Annotated in this window: 15 protein-coding genes and 1 riboswitch; of the genes, 8 read left to right on the plus strand and 7 right to left on the minus strand. The window is 54.7% G+C overall.

The genetic code is table 11. The annotated features are described in order from the left end of the window. The first annotated feature begins 195 nt into the window (after positions 1-195). The gene (locus EHV15_RS07110) at positions 196-438 is read left to right on the plus strand and encodes a hypothetical protein (protein ID WP_128630620.1); all 243 of its coding nucleotides are present in this window, start codon (positions 196-198) and stop codon (positions 436-438) included. Between the two features lie 185 nt (positions 439-623). Here the strand turns inward: EHV15_RS07110 and EHV15_RS07115 are convergent, their stop codons facing one another. From EHV15_RS07115 to EHV15_RS07140, 7 genes are all read right to left on the minus strand, one after another. Continuing rightward, complete coding sequence (locus tag EHV15_RS07115; RefSeq protein ID WP_128630621.1) at positions 624-1,586, minus strand: hypothetical protein; 963 nt, start codon at positions 1,584-1,586, stop codon at positions 624-626. Positions 1,587-2,178: 592 nt separating this feature from the next. Beyond that, on the minus strand, positions 2,179-3,216 hold the full coding sequence (locus tag EHV15_RS07120) for an SMI1/KNR4 family protein (RefSeq protein WP_128630622.1): 1,038 nt from the start codon (positions 3,214-3,216) through the stop codon (positions 2,179-2,181). 431 nt (positions 3,217-3,647) lie between these two features. Then, entirely contained in the window at positions 3,648-4,478 is an 831-nt protein-coding gene (locus EHV15_RS07125; RefSeq protein ID WP_128630623.1) for a sugar phosphate isomerase/epimerase family protein, read from the minus strand. Between the two features lie 273 nt (positions 4,479-4,751). Beyond that, positions 4,752-7,421 carry a glycoside hydrolase family 6 protein gene (locus EHV15_RS38220; protein WP_425464428.1) on the minus strand — a complete coding sequence of 890 codons (2,670 nt, stop codon included), beginning with the start codon at positions 7,419-7,421 and terminating at the stop codon, positions 4,752-4,754. A 150-nt stretch (positions 7,422-7,571) separates the two neighbouring features. After that, positions 7,572-7,718 (minus strand): hypothetical protein, encoded by a 147-nt coding sequence (locus EHV15_RS36375; protein ID WP_178075788.1) that lies wholly within the window; start codon positions 7,716-7,718, stop codon positions 7,572-7,574. A 294-nt stretch (positions 7,719-8,012) separates the two neighbouring features. Then, positions 8,013-8,669 carry an urea amidolyase associated protein UAAP2 gene (locus EHV15_RS07135; protein WP_128630624.1) on the minus strand — a complete coding sequence of 219 codons (657 nt, stop codon included), beginning with the start codon at positions 8,667-8,669 and terminating at the stop codon, positions 8,013-8,015. A gap of 30 nt (positions 8,670-8,699) precedes the next feature. Further along, complete coding sequence (locus EHV15_RS07140) at positions 8,700-9,416, minus strand: urea amidolyase associated protein UAAP1 (protein ID WP_128630625.1); 717 nt, start codon at positions 9,414-9,416, stop codon at positions 8,700-8,702. A 101-nt stretch (positions 9,417-9,517) separates the two neighbouring features. Continuing rightward, a riboswitch (guanidine-I (ykkC/yxkD leader) is annotated at positions 9,518-9,618 on the minus strand. Positions 9,619-10,072: 454 nt separating this feature from the next. Between EHV15_RS07140 and EHV15_RS07145 the strand changes: the two genes are divergently transcribed. From EHV15_RS07145 to EHV15_RS07175, 7 genes are all read left to right on the plus strand, one after another. Further along, positions 10,073-11,821 (plus strand): allophanate hydrolase, encoded by a 1,749-nt coding sequence (locus EHV15_RS07145; protein WP_128630626.1) that lies wholly within the window; start codon positions 10,073-10,075, stop codon positions 11,819-11,821. A gap of 31 nt (positions 11,822-11,852) precedes the next feature. Continuing rightward, a complete protein-coding gene (locus EHV15_RS07150) occupies positions 11,853-13,487 on the plus strand; it encodes a PucR family transcriptional regulator (protein ID WP_128630627.1) in 1,635 nt (544 codons plus the stop codon). 30 nt (positions 13,488-13,517) lie between these two features. After that, complete coding sequence (locus tag EHV15_RS07155) at positions 13,518-14,324, plus strand: ABC transporter permease (RefSeq protein WP_128630628.1); 807 nt, start codon at positions 13,518-13,520, stop codon at positions 14,322-14,324. 36 nt (positions 14,325-14,360) lie between these two features. Then, positions 14,361-15,164, plus strand: a complete 804-nt coding sequence (locus EHV15_RS07160; RefSeq protein ID WP_128630629.1) for an ABC transporter ATP-binding protein — start codon at positions 14,361-14,363, stop codon at positions 15,162-15,164. Continuing rightward, positions 15,151-16,524, plus strand: coding sequence for an MATE family efflux transporter (locus tag EHV15_RS07165; RefSeq protein WP_128630630.1), 1,374 nt, complete (start codon positions 15,151-15,153; stop codon positions 16,522-16,524). Before EHV15_RS07160 ends, EHV15_RS07165 begins: the two co-directional genes overlap by 14 nt. 60 nt (positions 16,525-16,584) lie before the next feature. Then, positions 16,585-17,682, plus strand: coding sequence for an ABC transporter substrate-binding protein (locus tag EHV15_RS07170; protein WP_128630631.1), 1,098 nt, complete (start codon positions 16,585-16,587; stop codon positions 17,680-17,682). Between the two features lie 63 nt (positions 17,683-17,745). Next, on the plus strand, positions 17,746-18,318 hold the full coding sequence (locus tag EHV15_RS07175) for a cysteine hydrolase family protein (RefSeq protein WP_128630632.1): 573 nt from the start codon (positions 17,746-17,748) through the stop codon (positions 18,316-18,318). Positions 18,319-18,332 lie beyond the last annotated feature (14 nt).

Consider the following 18,332-nt stretch of genomic DNA (forward strand, 5'->3'; position numbering starts at 1 on the left):
CCCGTTAGGTTAAGCAGGAAGGCCGGAAAATAAACAGACCAGAGAGACCAGTTCATATGAACTTAACTTTTTTGTAAAGTTTTGTTGTTTTTATGTAAATAACCTGCTTATTTTCTTTGGTATCATTTCTGAGCGGAAACGGAGCCGACACAAAAGGCTGAAGAAGGTTCGGCCTGGTCTTCGGAAAACAAAGAAGTGAAGCTTAAGCCTGTGAAGGCCACCGATTCTTCCTATAAGGGCCTAACCGTGGAAGTCAATGGCGTGAAAAAAGAGTTCGACTGGAGCTTCCCTACGCTCTATGAGGGAAAAGAACACGAATTCCGTTACGAGTCCCCCTATCCGGATTTGGATCAAGACCGGCTTGGGTTCGGCGGCGTAGTTTATTATCACGTGGAGAAGCAAAAGCTCACCTCCACCTTGGCGCAAGCATCGGAGTAGCCGTGTACGTATGTGATGTCCATATCACCTATAAATTCGACCCTGCCAAAAACGAATTTGTTGCCGATCAAATTGAAATCGAACCTTTCAGCAATATGGAGTAGATCGGGGCGCCTGCATAACAAAATGAAACAAGCCTTCCCCGGCGGTTCTCTTGGCCGACAGAGAAGGCTTGTTCACAGTTTTTACATCACTTCGAAATAATAAAATTGACCTTTGGAATTAAATTTCCCTGTTACCTGGGGAGCGCCCTTTTTAGTAAACACTACGGTATCTTCATTGCCTTCAACTTTTTCAGCGGTATATCCCGACAGATTCAGGCTCATGATCGATTTCGCTTGCTTGGCGGCTGTTTTCAGCAGTTGATCCACAGTATAGCTTTTGATCTTGTTTTCGATAGCCTCCCTATCTTTGGTGTCTTTTTTATGAAGTTGATCGGACAGTGCCAGCGCGTTGACGGTCATGATTCGGTTGGTTCCTTGCTCGACATCAATCCAAGCGTTTCCCTTGTCTGTCGTGTAGGCCAAATTATAAACCGGCTTTTGATTCGGTCTTATCGTCATTCCGCTCACGCTGCGGGCTTTCTTTTTTAGTCCGCCGATTTTGGCAAGGGCCGCGTCCGCCGCCGCCTTGGCCGGCTGAGGGACATCCTTATCTTTAACGTCTATGGTGCTGTACTCCAGCTTTCCGTTTTTAAGGAAAATGGTTCCGGCATCGTTGCCTGCGTTTACTTTCAGCCCCTCTGAACCCATGTAGTTAACGATAACCAGGTCAAGCTCCTGGTTGTTTTTCGGGAAAGCCTTTTTCCATGCATCTTTCAGTTCTTTCTTAAACTTTTCGTTTTGCAGGTCCTTGTATTTGAATTGGGCCGAGATGAAATTAACGGTTCCTTCAGTGTCCACGATCACCTGGCTGTACGACTGTCCCTCGATCTCAAACTCCACATCGTTTCCGAAAGCTTTGGCTTTCGAGAACGAGTAGGTATTCCCCGTGATCTCTTTCAGCTTGTTCTGCGCAGCTTCGATTAAAGCTTGATCCACGTTCTCGATAGTCACGGCCGAGGCGGCATGGGCAGAAGCGTCCGGCAAACCGCTCACCAGCATGGCGGCCAGTGCAACGGAGCCGATTATTTTGTAAATTTTGTTCATTGGTGTTATCCTCCCTGATCCTTAATCTGTTCACTTATATAACAAGTAAAGATAGGCTATTTGTGACAAGGGCACAAAAAAAACGCCTGACGGCGTCCTTTGTGATTCTGACTTCTACTTTGGAGCGATTGGAGGCTCTTCCTAAACTTTGGACGCTGCTCTAACGGACACCAGCGACCTTATTCGCCCATTTCCCGGATATTTCCCAGGCTAACGGACACAGGCGGCCCTATTTCGCTCTAAACCCGTTCATCCAGGCCGATTTGAGGTAAATAAGGTCTTCTGTGTCCGTTACATTTTGCAAACCTCCGTTTTTTCGAGAATAACGGCTCTGGTGTCCCTTAGCCCCCTCCAGGTCCTCTTCTCCTCCCCTCTCTACCTGCGTATCGCCCTCTACCTTGCCCGATATTTTATAAAATTCTATAATGTCAAAAAAGCTGCTCCATCGAGCGGCGGCGTTATTCAAATGAGCCGAACCCGAGCCCATATGGAGGAATCCAGCCAAGGCTGCAATCCCAAAAAAAGCACAAGGCCGCCTATAAAGGCGGCTCTGTCGTTCATTTCCTTTTCTCGGGGCAAAATGAATTTACGCTTAAACCTCACTCACCAGACCGCGAATAAAAGCTTCAAAGCTCGGGGTAAGTTTAGTCACTTTGAACCGGTTCCCCTTATCGACATGTACAACCTCTGGTTCGCCATCGTTTCCGGACTCGCGGTAGTCCAGCATGACCACCCCGGACTCTGCCGGACACTCGCCGATAATCACGCCAAACTCGGGATAACCCTCGTTGTCAATGCGAAACCGGCTGCCCGCCGTCCCACACAAGGAATGCTTCTTCTCTCTGCCAATGCCCAAAATGCCCGTAATCTCTATATTACCCTTAGTTCCCCCGCTTGCTTCCCCTAAAGGGAAAAACCGGTTCCGCGGGACGCCGCCGTTATGTATTTTCATCATTTGAACATAAAAAGCAGGCAGCTTGAAGACCAGTTCCTCTTCCACGGAAGCAATCAGCTCGTCGCTGGGCGGTGCGGATACATACTTCTCTGTGTCCAAGGTGCTATCGTCCCAAAAATTCGCCAAGTCCAAATCGCCGTTCACTCCGGTATGAGCGTAAACGCCGGGACCACCGGGGCCGCCTTCAGCACTCGTATCGGCTCGTCCAGCACCGCGAATACCGGCACCGCTTCCCCGATCGCTATCGCCGTCCGTATCAACATCCGCCCCAGTTGAAGCCCCAGCTTCGCTCCGGTCACCATCTCCCGGATCGCCGGACTCCTCCGCAAGTTTCTCCCGGATCCAACCCAGGAACTCCAGCGTGTCTTCATCCCCGGGGTCCAACCGGTCGGCGGCTTCGAAGGCTTTTAAGGCTTCGTCATACCGCTCCAGATAGTAATAGGCCAGTCCAGCCCGGTAATGCCAAAGCGGGTCCTCCTGCCCCTCATCCGCAACGGTCATAAGCTGCTCAACCGCTTCTTCATACCGTTTCAGATTGTTTAACGCCCGCCCCAAATGGCTGACTAGCTCATAATCCCTGTCCTCGGCGGGGATCTCCGTAATCGCATTTACGATATTCTCAAACTTATCTTCCTCATGCCACGTCTCCAATTGCGCCAAAAGATCTTCTCTCAACACGAATTCCTCCTACGCGAATGCCTTTTTCAAATTATACCATTCCGAGAGGAGCGTTCACCAGCGCGGCACCTCTTACTGATTATCTCTTTCCGGTCATCTCCTTCTGGTCATCTCTTTCCTGTCATCTCTTTCCGATCACGGGAGGTCAGAAATATTCCGCGAAATGCAAAAGTGCAGGCGATTTTTGTCGAAACCCTCTGTAAAAGGCAGCTCAAATGTAAAAGTGCAGTTCATATTCAGCCATACCCCCCCCATATTTTTCCATAAACACCCTAACCAACTGCACTTTTGCAGGCCAATCGCCTCGGAAAGGGAAAATCGCCGAAATGAGATGTACTTTTGCAGTTGGCCGACCAAAGAGGCCTTCTATAAATAGAGAGAGTCCGAAATAGGGAGCCTGAAACGGGGAGTCCGACTGCGCCCCTATATTACACTCTAGCCTTCGCCCGGCTTTCCCGCACAAACCGCGCGGCGGCAGCGCATTGCTCCTCCGTCACCTGCTCCAGCGTGACAAACCCGTGCGGCTTGTGCTGCTCCAGCAGCTGCCAGAAGAGCGGATAGTCAAGCTCTCCCAGCCCCGCGGCCGTGACCGTTAACCCGCCGCCGTCCGCCTCTCGCTTCACGTCCTTGGCATGGGCGCTGACGATCCGCGAACCGAACAGCTCGAAGGCCGTGCGGATAATTTCGTCGTGCCGGTCAAAGTTGGAAGCGTTTAACATATTGCACGGATCCAGCAGCACGCCCACGCATGAGGACGGGAACCGCTCGATGGTTTCGGCCATCGTTTCGGGGGAGTCGATCAAATGGCCCTGCGCGGCCTCCAAACCGATCGTGACACCCCAACGTTCCGCTTCTTCCACCAGCTCCTCCAGCGCCTGATTAAGCCGTTCCCAATACTTAGGCAAATTGCTGCGGTCCGCGGGCACTCCCACCTCGGTTGCGACGATCGGCGCCCCGAAATGCCGCGCATTCCGCAAATGCTCCTTAAACCGGTCTACATTATGCCGGAAGCTCTCGTCATCCAGCTCGATCAAGCTGGCGTAGCAGCCGAGCACGGCGATCCGCACACGGTTGTCCGCAAACGCGCCTCCCACTTCGTTAGCCAAACCCGGGCTGATTTTACCCAGCGAAAAGTCAACGTCCGCAATCGCTTTGGACAACGCCAGCTGCACATAAGGAAAATGGTATTCGGCCAACTTCGCGGCCAACTCCTTAAAAGGCTGCTTTCCCAGCAAATGCGCTAAAATTCCGACGGACATACGCTTCTCCTCCTTTGTTTTTTCACCATCAGGAATGAATTCTCATTTCTTCCAGTTCGCCATTTCCGGGTGTATTCCTGCCACGGTAGAAGTTAATTACGAAACGACGGAAAGACCCGAGCCGTTTTAGGGCCCGGGCCATTTATTCCTAAGCAAAATTCAAATACTTCACCACAGGTACAACGCTGCGCAAAGCACCAACGCTTCATCACGGAGGAGCGTCTTTTAAAAGTTTTCAGGCACACTCCGGCTGTTTAGCGCTTAAGCTTGCCATCATACCCCCGGTTCGATCCCCCACACCAGCTCTCCGTTTTGGAAAAGCGTCACTTTTTCCCAGTTTGCGAACGATGTTTGGGTTGCATTATAAGAGTAATCATCGGTTTCGTCAAAGTTGGTCCAGCTTGATTTAGCCGCCCGAACCTGGATATCCCCGGATTGTCCTCCCGGAGCGATCGAGCCCGCACCGCTGGTGAAACCAACCTCCATATAACTGTCCGTGAAGGTTACCACTACGTTAGAGGAGCCGACTTGGGCCCAGTCGACCCAGGCTTGCATGGCATCGCTGCCCTCTTTAGTGAAATAGTAGCGGAGCTTCACATCGCTCAGCTTAACGGCGGTCGAACCATTGTTTTTGATGTTGAATTGAGGACGGATTTGGTTGTCGGTAGCGCTGGAATCACCGTTGCGGTATTGTGCAACCAAATCGCCTTTAGGCAATTCCCGGGGAGCTGCGCTGACCGCATTGGAGTCCGAGCTCTCTCCCGATTTATTGTTGGCGCTCACGACATAGTAGTACGTGTTGCCATTCTCCACGTCGCTATCCGTAAAAGAGGTTCCCGTCACGGAATCCGCGATCGTATCAAATGGACCTTGAGCGCTATCCGCACGCTTCACATTATAGCTCTCTGCGCCTCTCACCGCGTTCCAGCTCAGCTTCACCTCCGCGCTGCCGGCCGTTGCTTTCAGACCCGCAGGCGCATCCGGAGCCGGTTCTGCGGCAGGAGTCGCGCTGACCACGGTAGATTCAGGACTTACTCCGGCGCCGTTTGTAGCGCTGATGACGTAGTAATAAGTAGTGCCGTTAATCACATTCGTATCCGTATAGACGGTCCCCGTTACGGTCTCGGCGATAGGCTCAAACGGCCCCGCCGCGTCAACCGCACGCTTCACGGTGTAACTATCGGCTCCGCCCACGGCATTCCAGTTCAACTTCACCTGCACGTCCCCCGCTTTTGCGGTCACCTTCGCAGGAGCGGACGGTACCGTAGGAACGGATTTGCCGTAGCCCGTCGTTACGACGACCTGTACGGCGGAATCCACACTCTCACCGGCTTTGTTAACGGCGCTGACAACATAGTAGTAAGTAGTGTCACTCTTCACGCTTGCGTCCGTGTAGGTTAAGCCCTTCACTTCGGAGGCGATAACCGTAAACGGACCTTCCGCGCTTGTCGCGCGTTTTACGTTATAACTTTTCGCGCCTTCCGCCTTCGACCAGTTCAGCGTTACCGCGGCCGTCAGGCTATCCGGAGCTACCGGAGGCGTATCTTGATTGCCGCCGTTGTCGGACAGCGGAATAGCCGGATAAGCGTTTTGTACAAGCTCTACAAACTGTTCATGGAACCAGTGACCCGACAGCGGAGCGTTCGGCAGAGCCCCGGTCAACGTACCGTCGGCTGTCGTGTAAGTCGGATCGCACATCCGGTCAAAGCCTTTGCCTTCATCATTCGGGATTAGGGTGCTCGAACCGTCCGAATCTCCAGGCGGCTTCACCCATACTAACGCATCGACATGCGGATAAGCTTGCGGAGCGGCTTCCGGCGGCATGCCCATCCCTGCGCCCGCCGCATTACACCAGTTACCGCGATGCAGACGCTTATCGATACGTCCGGAATTTACATAAGTATTGATATCCGAGCCGGATGCTCCGGTCGGCCGGTCAGGTCCGCCCCATCCGTTACGCGAGGTATCGATCAGGAAACCGATGTCGGACGGCCAGCCCTTGGCCACAAAGCCGGAGTACAGGGCCGCCGTAAAGTCGGCCTCATCGAAGTACGGATTCCATTCATAGTATTTAGCCGCGCGAATCGGCTGTCCGTTAATCTGCAAATTCGAGTTCGGCAAGTTTGGTTCTTCCAAAGGCGTGGTGTTGGCCGTATTGGTGACGAAACCGTCAACGCTGGAGAAACCGCCTTTGGTTCCCTTAACTACGGAAGTATACAGGTCGACCGCAGGCTGGAGGTTGGAATCCCATCCGAGCCAGCCGGAGTGCCCGATATCCAGATATTTGTAGACGTTCGGGATATCATGCAATTGGTCCAGCGCATAACGGATCCCGTCGCGGTAAATATTGCTGGAATTTGCCGCCGCACAAGCCGGGGTGCTCAAGTTCGTCACCAGGTTAGGCAGCGAGTCAGGTTCGATCACGGTGACGATACGGATATCTTCATACTTCGGATTGGAGAAAATATCCGCGATTACATCGATATATTCCGTCTTATATCTTTCAAATGCAGCTTGCGTGAGCGGCAGTTCGCCGTTGGAAGCCAGGGCGTGACAGTCGCGTCCCGGCATATCGTAGATGACGAAACTGGCCGTGATCGGCGTGTCACCCTGTTTTTGCGCCAGGGCGTTATCCAGATGTTCTTCCAGGCTGAGGCGTCCGTCACCGCCCTCGATCGCCGAAATGCGGTCGAGCCAGACGGCCGTCGGATACGATTTGACGGTCTCCATCTTCGCCGCCAATTCATCGTCGGTCACCTGCGCAATCGACGTGTCGACAAAGTCCGCGTAATCCGGATTAATGTAAGCCGTGGCGCCGACAAACGGGTTGTCCACATGTCCGGAGTCCGCCGCCGAAGCCGGCAAAGCTGCCGGAACGGTTAATGCTGTAATCATACTAGCCATGAAGAGGGTCTTCATTTTGGCGAAAAGCTTTTTATTCATTTATTTTACTCCCTTCGTTGTTTCGGCAATTTCTGCAAATTCGAACTTTTCTAACAAAAATTGTATGAATATAACTATAAAATCTTATCGTTGGTTGGCGCTTCAGCTTCCTCGGTAAGCCGCAAGCGACAGCCTTTAACAGTTCATCATTCACGCTCCTCTTCCTAGCATTTGGGTTGGAAAACGATAGAAAAAGAGAATTACAGCCGCCAGGCAGCTCGGCAGCCAGAATTCCCCCTGTCCCTTGGCCGACTCGTTCCCCGTATTTTCCGCATCGTTCAGCCATCCGATATTCACCTTTTATACATCCCCTCCCGCTGAGAGATTAGTAGTTTTTGGGCGTTATTAAGAAACGCTTGCAAACTAGTTTCATCGTATACATAAGAGGAATAATTTGTCAATCAAAATAATTACTCTATTTTCCATCGAATCTTATATACTGGTTTTATCCCAATATTTTACATTCATTTTACAATTGATATGTTCCTCCGCCCCGTTTTGACAAAAAATACCCGCCCCCAGTTGATAGAGGCAGGCATTTGCTCGACTGCTTGTCGTAAAATTCTCCCGATTCTATTGAATATCCGGCTTCTACTCGTTCCAGATCAACACGCGGATAGGCGTCGGATTGTAGGCGTTGCACGGATTGTTGAGCTGCGGGCAATTGCTGATCAGCACCATGGAACGGCAGCTCGACTGAACTTCCACATAGCAGCCCGGCCCCGATACGCCGTCTTCGAAGGTCAGTCCGCCTTCCGGCGTAACCGGCACGTTCATAAAAAAGTTGATATTCGGCGACAAATCGCGTTTTCCGTACAAATGGCCCTCCGGGTGCTTCGACAGCTCCAGCATAAACGTATCGCGGCAGTTGTGCATGTAGCCTTTTTCATGCGCGTAGCGGACCGTATTGCTTTGGGACGAGCATGCCCCGCCCAGCGTATCGTGACGGCCGCACGTATCGGCGACGATCCGGGCCAGTTCCTTGCCCGATTCGGCAAGCAGCGCGGAGCCCGTTGTCAGGTAAATGTTGTTCTGCGCATGAATCGTCCGCACGGCGCTATAATGATCCTCAGGATTGTCGGCATCGTAAAGCAATGTATCCGCCGCCTGATTCCCCTCCAGATCCACGATGCGCAGCACCTGCCCCGGCCCAAGCTCATGCATCCAGCCTTGGCCCGCCGGAATGACCTCGTCATAAACCGCCGTCTCGGCCACCCGAGGACTTTCCACCCGATAAAATGCCTTCATATGTTTAACCTCCCTTTTCTTTTAGGTCACTCAGCTTTGCAGCGCATAATAGTTCCACGTGTTATCAAAAGCCCGGCGGTTCTCCGGACGGTAGTTAACACACGGGTCCTGCGAATCAACCGGCAATCCGGGCAGCACTTCGATCTTGACCGGCACCGACGGGTACGGCTCCCGGGGGTCCAACGGATGGGGCGTATTCGAAAAGATGACGAGGACATCCATTTCCGTACGCAGTGTGACTGCCTGTCCCGCGGCGCAGTGACCTTGGTCGAAGTTCATATTACCTTCCTCGTCGCAGAACACCTTGGAAAACCAGTTGACCACCGGCGACAAATCCCGGTTGCCAAGCCCGCTGCGGGTAAGCTCCACCGCTAAATTTTCCCGGCCGCTGCGCAGCCATTCGTTGCGCTTCTCCTGATACCGGCTCAAGCCGTACTTCGCGTCGGTCGATTCCCGCGTGGTATAGCCCCCTAACGGGTCATGCCAACCCAAATCATCCTGAACGATGCTTGCCAGCACCCGGCCGTTGTCGCTCATAAGCACGTTCCCCTTCGTTAAATGCGCGGTGTGTTGGGCTTTGAGCGTATCCGGCATATTGTACCGTTCGCTCAAATCGCGGGCGTGGTACATCAGCATTGCAACATTCGCTCCTGCTTCCAAGGCCGTCAGACGAATCAGCTTGCCCCTGCCGATCACTCCGGACCATTTGCCTCCCAGGTGCATCGTTTCGCTCCAAATCACGTTCATGGCTATCCACTCCTTTTTTCCTGGCGGTTCGCGCCGAACTTTCGGAAGGTAAAACAAAAGGGAGACATCTATAAACGCAGCTAGACGCGCGTCCTTACGATATCTCCCAGGTTTTTATCCTTCCGTGTAGCCCCCCCATGCAGGAGACCGTTTACTCTCGGACCAGACTCTGTTTCCAGACGGAACCCTAGTAAACTGTTGAACTATTTTATTTTATGTTAGATAACATAACAACAAAATTATTTCCTTGTCAAATCAAATAAATGTAAATAATTCTGAAAAAAAGCTCCCGCCAACTGAAACGAGCACATCTTCAAAGCCCTCGCAAACAGCGGGTTTTTCCGCACCATTATTGAATCTATTCATAATTCTCCCGGCATTTATTTGTGGATCGCACACAAATTTCAAAGGGTGGAAAGCGCCATTTCTGTGGATGAACCATGAAAATATCGAGTCCGATTCGTGGTATCTTGACAGTCTTCGACAACAGCGACAATAATAAAAGCCATAACACGATGTCAAATTACATCACACAAATTCGCAAACTCAAGAGAATCATGGCATCTAAATAACATTTAGAGTCATATAAAATGACACAATAAACTTTTATATTTTTCCATTATGGTTGCAAATTTTGAGAGAGAGGGGTTCACATCTTGGAGAAGCTGACCATCGCTACGTTGAAGGCCATGTATAAAAGCAAAAAGACGACGCCGCAGGCGCTGATCGAAGCGATTATTGAAAAGGCCGAACACGACAAGTCCTTAAACATCTGGATCGTTCCTCCGTCCCTGTCGTTTATCCAGCCTTATTTGGACGGCCTGAAGGACAAAAATCCGGAGCAATATCCGCTTTGGGGCATCCCCTTCGCCATTAAGGACAATATCGATCTGGCGGGCGTCCCGACAACGGCGGCTTGCCCGGCCTACGCTTATACACCCGGGCAAAGCGCGGAGGTAGTGGAAAGGCTCATCGAAGCCGGGGCCATCCCGCTCGGCAAAACCAATCTCGACCAGTTTGCGACCGGGCTTGTCGGCACCCGCAGCCCTTACGGCGAAACGCACAATGCACTGCTGCCCGAACTGATCAGCGGCGGCTCCAGCGCCGGGTCGGCGGTGGCCGTCGCTCGCGGGCAGGCCGTCTTCGCGCTCGGCACCGACACGGCCGGGTCGGGGCGCGTTCCCGCCGCGCTGAACGATCTGATCGGCTACAAAGCCGCGATCGGCGACTGGCCGGCCAGTGGCGTTGTTCCGGCCTGCGCCAGTCTCGATTGCGTAACAGTGTTCACGTCCGCGCTGGAGGACGCCTATCTTGTCGATTCCGTTGCCCGGGGGAAACGGGAGCAGGATGCCCACAACGGCGGCGGCTTCCGCTTCAATCCCCCCATCGCTTCGGGCAAGCCACGGAAGCTGCTGCTGCCGAAGGAGCCGCTGTTCTTTTACGGCAACCACAAAGACGCTTACCGCTCCGCTTGGGACAAAGCGGTAAGACGGCTGGAGCAATGCGGAATCCCCATCGAATACATCGATTGCGGCATTTTCCGCAAAGTGTCCGGCATCCTGTATGACGGCCCATGGATCGCGGAGCGCTGGTCCGATTTGGGGGAATTCGTCGAATCGCATCCCGGCAAAATCTTCCCGGTGACGGAGCAAGTCCTCCGCTCCTCGCATGAACGAGGGTACGACGCCGCTTCCGTGTTTACGGCGCAACACCAGCTTCGCGGCTATAAAGAGCAGACCGGCGCACTGATGCGGGACGCCATACTCGTCATGCCGACCTGCGGCGGAACGTATACGCGGGAGCAGGTCGCCGCCGAACCGGTAGCCGCTAACAGCGACATGGGCTACTACACCAACCACTGCAACCTGCTCGATCTGACGGCCATCGCGCTGCCGTCCGATTACGCCGGCGAGCGGCTGCCTTTCGGCATCACGATGTTTGCCTTACGCGGCCAGGACCATATCCTGAAGGGCGCCGCCGCCGAGTTTATGCAGACCGATTCGATCGAGCTGGCTGTCTGCGGCTTGCATATGCGGGGATTCCCGCTGGAAAAACAGCTGCTGGAATGCGGCGCCTCCTTCCTGCGGCCGGACCGGACGGCCCCCTGCTACCGCCTGATCCGGCTGCAATCGAACCCTCCGAAGCCGGGCCTGATCCGCTCCGCGCCAGGCAGCTCGATCGAGCTGGAGGTTTGGCGGATTCCGCTGCACCGGCTTGGCGAGTTCATCCGCAAGGTGCCCGCGCCGCTCGGGCTGGGCAAGATCGAGCTGCAAAACGGAAGCGAGGTCACCGGCTTCCTTTGCGAGCCTTACGCCGAGCTGGGCGGGGAAGACATCACCCGCTACGGCGGATGGGCGGCCGCAGAGCGGAGCAGGAGCCACAGCGGCGAGCCCGCGACGGGATAAGAGCAAGTAGGAGAGAAGGGAGCGAACAAGCATGAACATGACCAGTCGTTTAACGGAGCCTTTGGCCCGCGAATTCCGCTGCGCAGACCTGTTTCATATGAACTCACTCCCGAACCTGAAGCTGCTGGCGGGCGAATGCCGGCTGGACAACGTCATCAGCCGGGTCAACATTATGGAGGTGCCCGATATCCAGAATTGGGCCCAGGCCAACGAGCTTTTGGTGACGACCGGCTACTCGCATCACCATAATATGGACGCCTTCCTGGAGATCATCCCGCGGCTGGTCGAGCGCGGCGTGGCCGCGCTCGGCATCAAGCCCAAGCGGTTCATTACGGAAATCCCCCGGCAGATCGTCGACTGCGCCGAGGCGTATGAACTGCCGCTCTTCGAGCTGCCGGAGTCGACGATCTTCTCCAACGTCGTACGCGAGGTGATGGAGAAGGTGATCTCGCTGGAAACAAAAAACGTCCTCCTGCTGCAGCAGCGGCTGGAGCAAGTGGCGGAACTGATGCTGCACGGCCGCGAAATGGCGCTTATCGTCGAGGCGGTTGAAGCGATGGTCGGCAATCCGCTTTGCATCTTAGGCGCCGAAGGCCGGATGATTACCTCGCCGCGGCATGCCGCCTACTTCTCCTCGTTCCGCGAGCTTCTGACGGCCCTGAATTCCAGCTGCCCCCAAAGCCGCAGCATCATCACGGTCCCGGGCAAGCCGCCCAAGGGCAGCGGCGTCCGCCTGCATGTATTCAATCTCTGGGAGGCGGATAAGGACCCGATTCTCGTGCTGCTGGCCGAGAAAAACGGCGCCTGCACCGAGCTGGACCTGTCCACCGTATCGCGGATTTTGCCGCTGATCAACATCAGGCTGAGCGGCGAAAACACGTACAACCTGGTAAAAGCCAAATACTTCGACGATTTTATCAAGGATTGGCTGACCGGAGTCGTTCCCAGCGCGGAGCATCTCGATATTAAAGGCCGGCTCTACGGGTACGACGCCCTCTCCTCCAAAACCTACCGGGCAGCGATCGTCAAATTTCATGCCGGCTCGCCGCCCGCTCTGGACAGCGGTTTGACCGCCGAGCTTACCCGCTCCGCGCCAAACGATAGCCTGTTTACGAGCATCGGCGGCAAAATCATCGGGCTCCTGCCGCAAACGGCCAATAGCGGGGCCGTACTCTCGCCGGAGGATACCGAACCGTTATTCCGCCACATCGCGGACGTATGCGGAACGGGCGCCTTCTCCCTGTGCGTAGGCGAAGCGAGCGGGCCGCTGGCGGTGAACGACAGCTATATCGATGCGGAAAATTTATACACCGCCTCATGCATCAGCAAAGAGAACGCCAGGCTGATTACGTGGGAACGGCTCGGCATCTACGCTGTCCTCAGCCTTTTGCCTAAACACGCCAATGTGGACAAATTTTTGGGCCGTTACGTTCAGCCGCTGGTTGTGTACGATGAAGCGCATCATTCCAGCCTGATCCAAACGCTGAAGGTCTATTTTCAAATGGGCTGCAACATCAAGCTTACCGCTCAAAATATGTACACGCACTACAATACCGTTGTGTACCGCCTCGATAAAATCAAGTCCTTGCTGGGCATTTCGTTCGACGATCCGGAAGCGCGGCTCCAACTGCAACTGGGCTTGAAAATTTATGAAATGGGAGAGTAAAGCACCCAAACCACAAAGGGGGAATTAAAAATGAACCACCGAAGCCAGCCGCGCACCCTGTTTCGAATCCGCCGGGACATCCCTCCGCGCCTGTTCAATACGATCATGGCGGTAACGTTTTTGCTGCTGATTGCGCTGTGGTATGCCGGCAGCCATTTTTCCGGCATCAATCCGATTTTTCTGCCGACACCGGAGGCGACCTTCACTTACTTGTTCTCCGTCCTCCAAGACGGAAGCCTCTGGGGGGACATCGGCGTCAGCTGCTACCGGGTGTTGATGGGCTTCCTGATCTCCGTACTGATCGGCGTTCCGCTGGGCCTGCTCTCGGGCGCCTACAAGGTCGTAAACGCGGTGATGAAGCCGCTGATCGAGTTTTTCCGCTACCTCCCGGTTTCCGCCTTGATCCCGCTCATCATGGTCTGGACCGGCGTCGGCGAAACCGCCAAAATCACGATTATCGTCGTCGGAGCCGTTTTTTCCATGACAGCCATGATCGCCGACATCGTAAAAAACATCCAAATCGACCTCATCAATACCGCCTATACGCTCGGCGCCACGCAAGGGCAGGTTATTCGCAGCGTGATCATTCCCGCGATGATGCCAAGCGTGATGGATACGATGCGGATGGTTATGGGCTGGGCCTGGACCTATTTGATTATGGCGGAAATGCTCGCCTCCAGCTCCGGCCTGGGCTACAGCATCATGATTGCCGAACGCTTCATGAAAACCTACATCATTTTCGGCGGCATCTTCGTCATCGGCCTGCTGGGCCTGCTGTTCGACCGCATTTTCGCTTACATCAACAAGCTGCTGTTTCACTGGGCCGAAGACCTCTAAACCTATACTGCGATGCCATGAAAGGGGGAAATAATCATGTTGCAACCCGCGTCCAGCCCAAAAATTTCCTGTAAAAACCTCAACAAAATCTACCGCTCCAAAAGATCGGAAACGTACGCGCTGAAAGACATCAACATGGACATTGAGGACAATGAGTTCATTTGCGTCGTCGGCCCGTCCGGCTGCGGAAAATCAACCCTGCTTCGCATTTTTGCCGGGCTCGACGAAGCCACCTCCGGCGATGTGATGCTGGGGGACCGCATCATGACGGGGCCGGGCGCCGACCGCGGCATGGTGTTCCAGGCCTACACGCTGTTTCCCTGGCTGTCGGTCGAACAAAACATCCGCTTCGGTCTCAAGCTGAAAAAAATGCCGAAGGACGAAGCCGACCGGATCACGGAGAAATATTTGAGCCTGGTCGGATTGACGGATTTCCGGGGGCGGCTGCCGAAAGAGCTGTCCGGCGGGATGAAGCAGCGCGTGGCCATCGCCCGGGCGCTGGCGAACAGCCCCGAGGTGCTGCTGATGGACGAGCCGTTTGGGGCGCTGGATCCGGACACGAAAGGCAATATGCAGCTGCAGCTGCGCGAGCTGTGGGAACAAGAGAAACACACCGTTATCTTCATCACGCACGATATCGAGGAAGCGGTGTTTCTCTCCCAGCGCGTATACGTCATGAGCGCCCGTCCGGGGCGGATTATCGCCGATATCCCGATCGATCTGCCGGCCCGGCGCGATCTTGAGCTGAAGGACACACTCGAATTCATCCAAATCCGCAAAAGGATTCACAGCCTGCTGCACTCCGGCGATTTCAGGAATGACCTGCATGCGGCAACCTAATCTCTTTTCGACCTTTCGCGAGGATGTTCCATTTCTGAAAAGCTTCCTGCTTCTGTCGCTGCCGATCGGCCTTCAAAGCATGGTTACGAGCATTACGAACACCCTCAGCTCGGTGATGGTGGGCCAGCTTGGCGACCTGCAGGTGTCCGCCACCAGCCTGGCCGGCCAAGTCTTTTTCATCCTGAATCTGGTCATCGTCGGCATCGTCAGCGGGGCCACCATTTTCCTGTCGCAATTTTACGGCAAAGGAGACCGGCGGCAGCTAAAGATCGCATCGGCGCTCGCCTTCGTCCTCATCCTGGGTGTCAGCGGAGGGTTTACGGCGATCGGGTTTTTCTGGCCGGAGCAGGCGCTGCGGGTGTTCTCCAACGAAAGCGAAGTGGTCGCGGCAGCGGGACGTTATCTGCAAGCGGTCTGTCTCAGCTATTTGCCGACAGGACTATCGCTCGCCTGCACGATGATTTTCCGGAATATCGGCCGGCCCGGGTTCCCGCTGCGCATTACCGTGCTGACCATCTTGATTGACATCGCGCTGAGCTATGGGCTGATTTTCGGGAAATTCGGCATGCCGGCGCTGGGCATCCAAGGGGCCGCTTACGCGATCGTCGCGGCTAGATGCATCGAAATGCTCATTATGACGGCGGTGCTGTACGGCAAATTCCGCGATTTCGCACCTACGACCGGCGATTTGTTCGCGGCAAAACGGGATTTCCTGGCTGTTTTTTTCAAAACCTCTTTTCCCGTCATCATCAATGAAACGGTATGGAGCATCGGCTACGCCCTGTACAGCGTCGTCTTTTACCATATGAGCTACACCGTCGGCGCGGCCGTCGGGATCGCCAAGGTGCTGGAGCAGCTGCTCATCGCCTTCTTCATCGGCACCGGACAGGCGGCCGCGATCATGCTGGGACAGACGATTGGCGAAGGCCGTGCGGAAAAAGCGCCCTATTACGTCAAGCGTATGGAAGCTTATACCGCCCTATTCGGCATTTTGACCGGAGCGGTCATGGTTTTGGGGACGCCGCTGATGCTCCAGCTTTATCAAGGCATCTCGGATACGGTGCGGGACAACGTCATGCTGATCGTCGTTTACCTCGCCGTCATCATGCCGATTAAGGGAATGAATTTCGTGCACATCATGGGGACGCTGCGCGCCGGCGGGGACACGAAGATGTGCTTCATCATCGACAATGCCGCCCTGTGGTGCGTCTCGCTTCCGCTGACGTTTCTCACCGGCTACACGCTGAATCTCGGCATCGAAGCCGTTTATCTCTTCGTCATCATTGACGATGTTTGCAAATACGTGCTTATCCGGCTTCGCATCCGGAGCAACAAATGGATTCGCAATCTGGTGGGCTAGCGGCTAATGGCTATTTCGCCGGATGTAATCAAATAAAAAAATAGTTGGAGGCGAGAAATCATGACGAGACAAAAGAAACGCGGCTTGATGAAAACGGGGGCAACGCTGCTGCTATTAACGGCCATGATGTTTGGTGTGATCGCATGCGGAAACGGCAATTCCGCCAACGGCGGAGGCAATAGTCAGGCCAACGCCGCCGGGTCGGCAGCAGGCTCAAACGGCGCGGCGGGCTCTTCCGCACAAACCGGAGCGCCCGTAACCGTCAAAACGGCGTATGCGCCGTTTATCGGAGGCATCGGGGTCTACGCGCTTAATGACAAGGAGTTTGACCTGGCCCACGGCGTGGATGTGCAAATCGGCGCTTTCGGCGCCACTTCCCCGCTCATGAGCGTGATGACCGGGGACGTCGATATCGCTTTTACAACGCTGCAATCCTATCTCATTTCGATAAACGCCCTAATTGAAGAAGGCACCGACATGGCCGCCCTGCCGAAAATCGTGTACCTGCACAACGCTTCAACGGGAGCGGACGGCATCGTGGCCGATAAAAGCATCAAAACGGTCTCTGACCTGAAAGGAAAGTCGGTCACGGCCCAATACGGCGAAGTGACCCACTACATGCTGGCAAAAGCGTTAGCAACGGCCGGACTGACCGTTGATGACGTCAAACTCGTCGACATGGGGCCGGGCAAAGGCGGGGCCGCCTTCGTCGCCGGCAGCGTCGACGCCGCCACGACGTTCGAGCCGTACCTGTCTCAAGGCGTGACCTCCCGGGGCGGCAATGTGATCATCTCCACCGCGAACTTGGAGAACACGATTCTGGACGTGATCGTCGTCTCCGCCAAAAATGCCGAAGAAAAACCGGAATGGCTGCAAAACACGCTGAAAGCCGTAGAAGACGCTACGCAATATGTCAACAGCGATCTGGACGACGCCGCCGAGGTGACGGCTGATGATCTGCAGGTCAGCGCCGCGGAAGTCAAGGAAATGTTCCCGACCGTCCACCTGTATACGCTGGCCGACAACCATGAAGGGATGGACGATGGCGGCTGGTTGTACAACACGATGAAGGATGTCGTTTATTTCTATCATTCCATTGGCGTCATCAAGAATAATTTTGACGTGAAGCAGCTGGTATCCACCGATTTCCTCTGGTAACCCGAAAAACTTGGCCGGGGCGTCAGCGCCCCGCCACCCCATTTAAATTAGGAGGCGACCATAATGATTGTGATTCCCGAACACAGCGTGCTTATCCTGGTTGACGTGCAAAACTCCGACCCTGCCAAGCATCCGCGCGGCATTCCGGAAAAAAGGCTGGCGTATTTGAAAAACGTCGAGCGGGTCACCGAATATTTCCGCCGGCGCGGCGGCGTGCCGATCGTGCACATCCGCGAAATCCACCGCAAGGATCTGGTCGATTTCGGCCGCGAGCTGGACGGCGCGGAGAACATTCACTGCGTGGAGGGCACGCCTGAAGCGACGTATTACGAGCCAACCGCGCCGCTCGAGGGCGAATATACGGTGGACAAACGCCGGTACAGCGCCTTTTTCGGAACCGATTTGGAAATTCTGCTGCGCGGGCTTAAGGCCGAGCATCTGTTCCTCGCCGGCGGCATGACCGACATCTGTGTTCACTATACGGCCGTGGACGCGCATCAATACAACTATCACGTCCACGTGTTCAAGGAAGCTTGCGGGACGCCAAGCAGCGACGAGGTTGCCCAGGCGGCGCTCGACAATATCGAATATTTCCAAACGGGCTCGGTCATTTCCGTGGAAGACCTGTTCAACTAAAACCCAATGAGGAG

Origin of the sequence: Paenibacillus oralis (genome assembly GCF_003863965.1) — a bacterium.
GTDB classification, from domain to species: domain Bacteria; phylum Bacillota; class Bacilli; order Paenibacillales; family Paenibacillaceae; genus Fontibacillus; species Fontibacillus oralis.

Bases quoted from the DNA above. Each gene is read 5' to 3' on its own strand.
- EHV15_RS07140 (WP_128630625.1), bottom strand. From the start codon at position 9,416: ATGAACGTGATTTGGAGCGAAACGATGCACCTGGGAGGCAAATGGTCC.
- EHV15_RS07160 (WP_128630629.1), top strand. From the start codon at position 14,361: ATGTTGCAACCCGCGTCCAGCCCAAAAATTTCCTGTAAAAACCTCAAC.
- EHV15_RS07170 (WP_128630631.1), top strand. From the start codon at position 16,585: ATGACGAGACAAAAGAAACGCGGCTTGATGAAAACGGGGGCAACGCTG.
- EHV15_RS38220 (WP_425464428.1), bottom strand. From the start codon at position 7,421: ATGAATAAAAAGCTTTTCGCCAAAATGAAGACCCTCTTCATGGCTAGT.
- EHV15_RS07135 (WP_128630624.1), bottom strand. From the start codon at position 8,669: ATGAAGGCATTTTATCGGGTGGAAAGTCCTCGGGTGGCCGAGACGGCG.
- EHV15_RS07165 (WP_128630630.1), top strand. From the start codon at position 15,151: ATGCGGCAACCTAATCTCTTTTCGACCTTTCGCGAGGATGTTCCATTT.
- EHV15_RS07155 (WP_128630628.1), top strand. From the start codon at position 13,518: ATGAACCACCGAAGCCAGCCGCGCACCCTGTTTCGAATCCGCCGGGAC.
- EHV15_RS07175 (WP_128630632.1), top strand. From the start codon at position 17,746: ATGATTGTGATTCCCGAACACAGCGTGCTTATCCTGGTTGACGTGCAA.
- EHV15_RS07115 (WP_128630621.1), bottom strand. From the start codon at position 1,586: ATGAACAAAATTTACAAAATAATCGGCTCCGTTGCACTGGCCGCCATG.
- EHV15_RS07150 (WP_128630627.1), top strand. From the start codon at position 11,853: ATGAACATGACCAGTCGTTTAACGGAGCCTTTGGCCCGCGAATTCCGC.
- EHV15_RS07125 (WP_128630623.1), bottom strand. From the start codon at position 4,478: ATGTCCGTCGGAATTTTAGCGCATTTGCTGGGAAAGCAGCCTTTTAAG.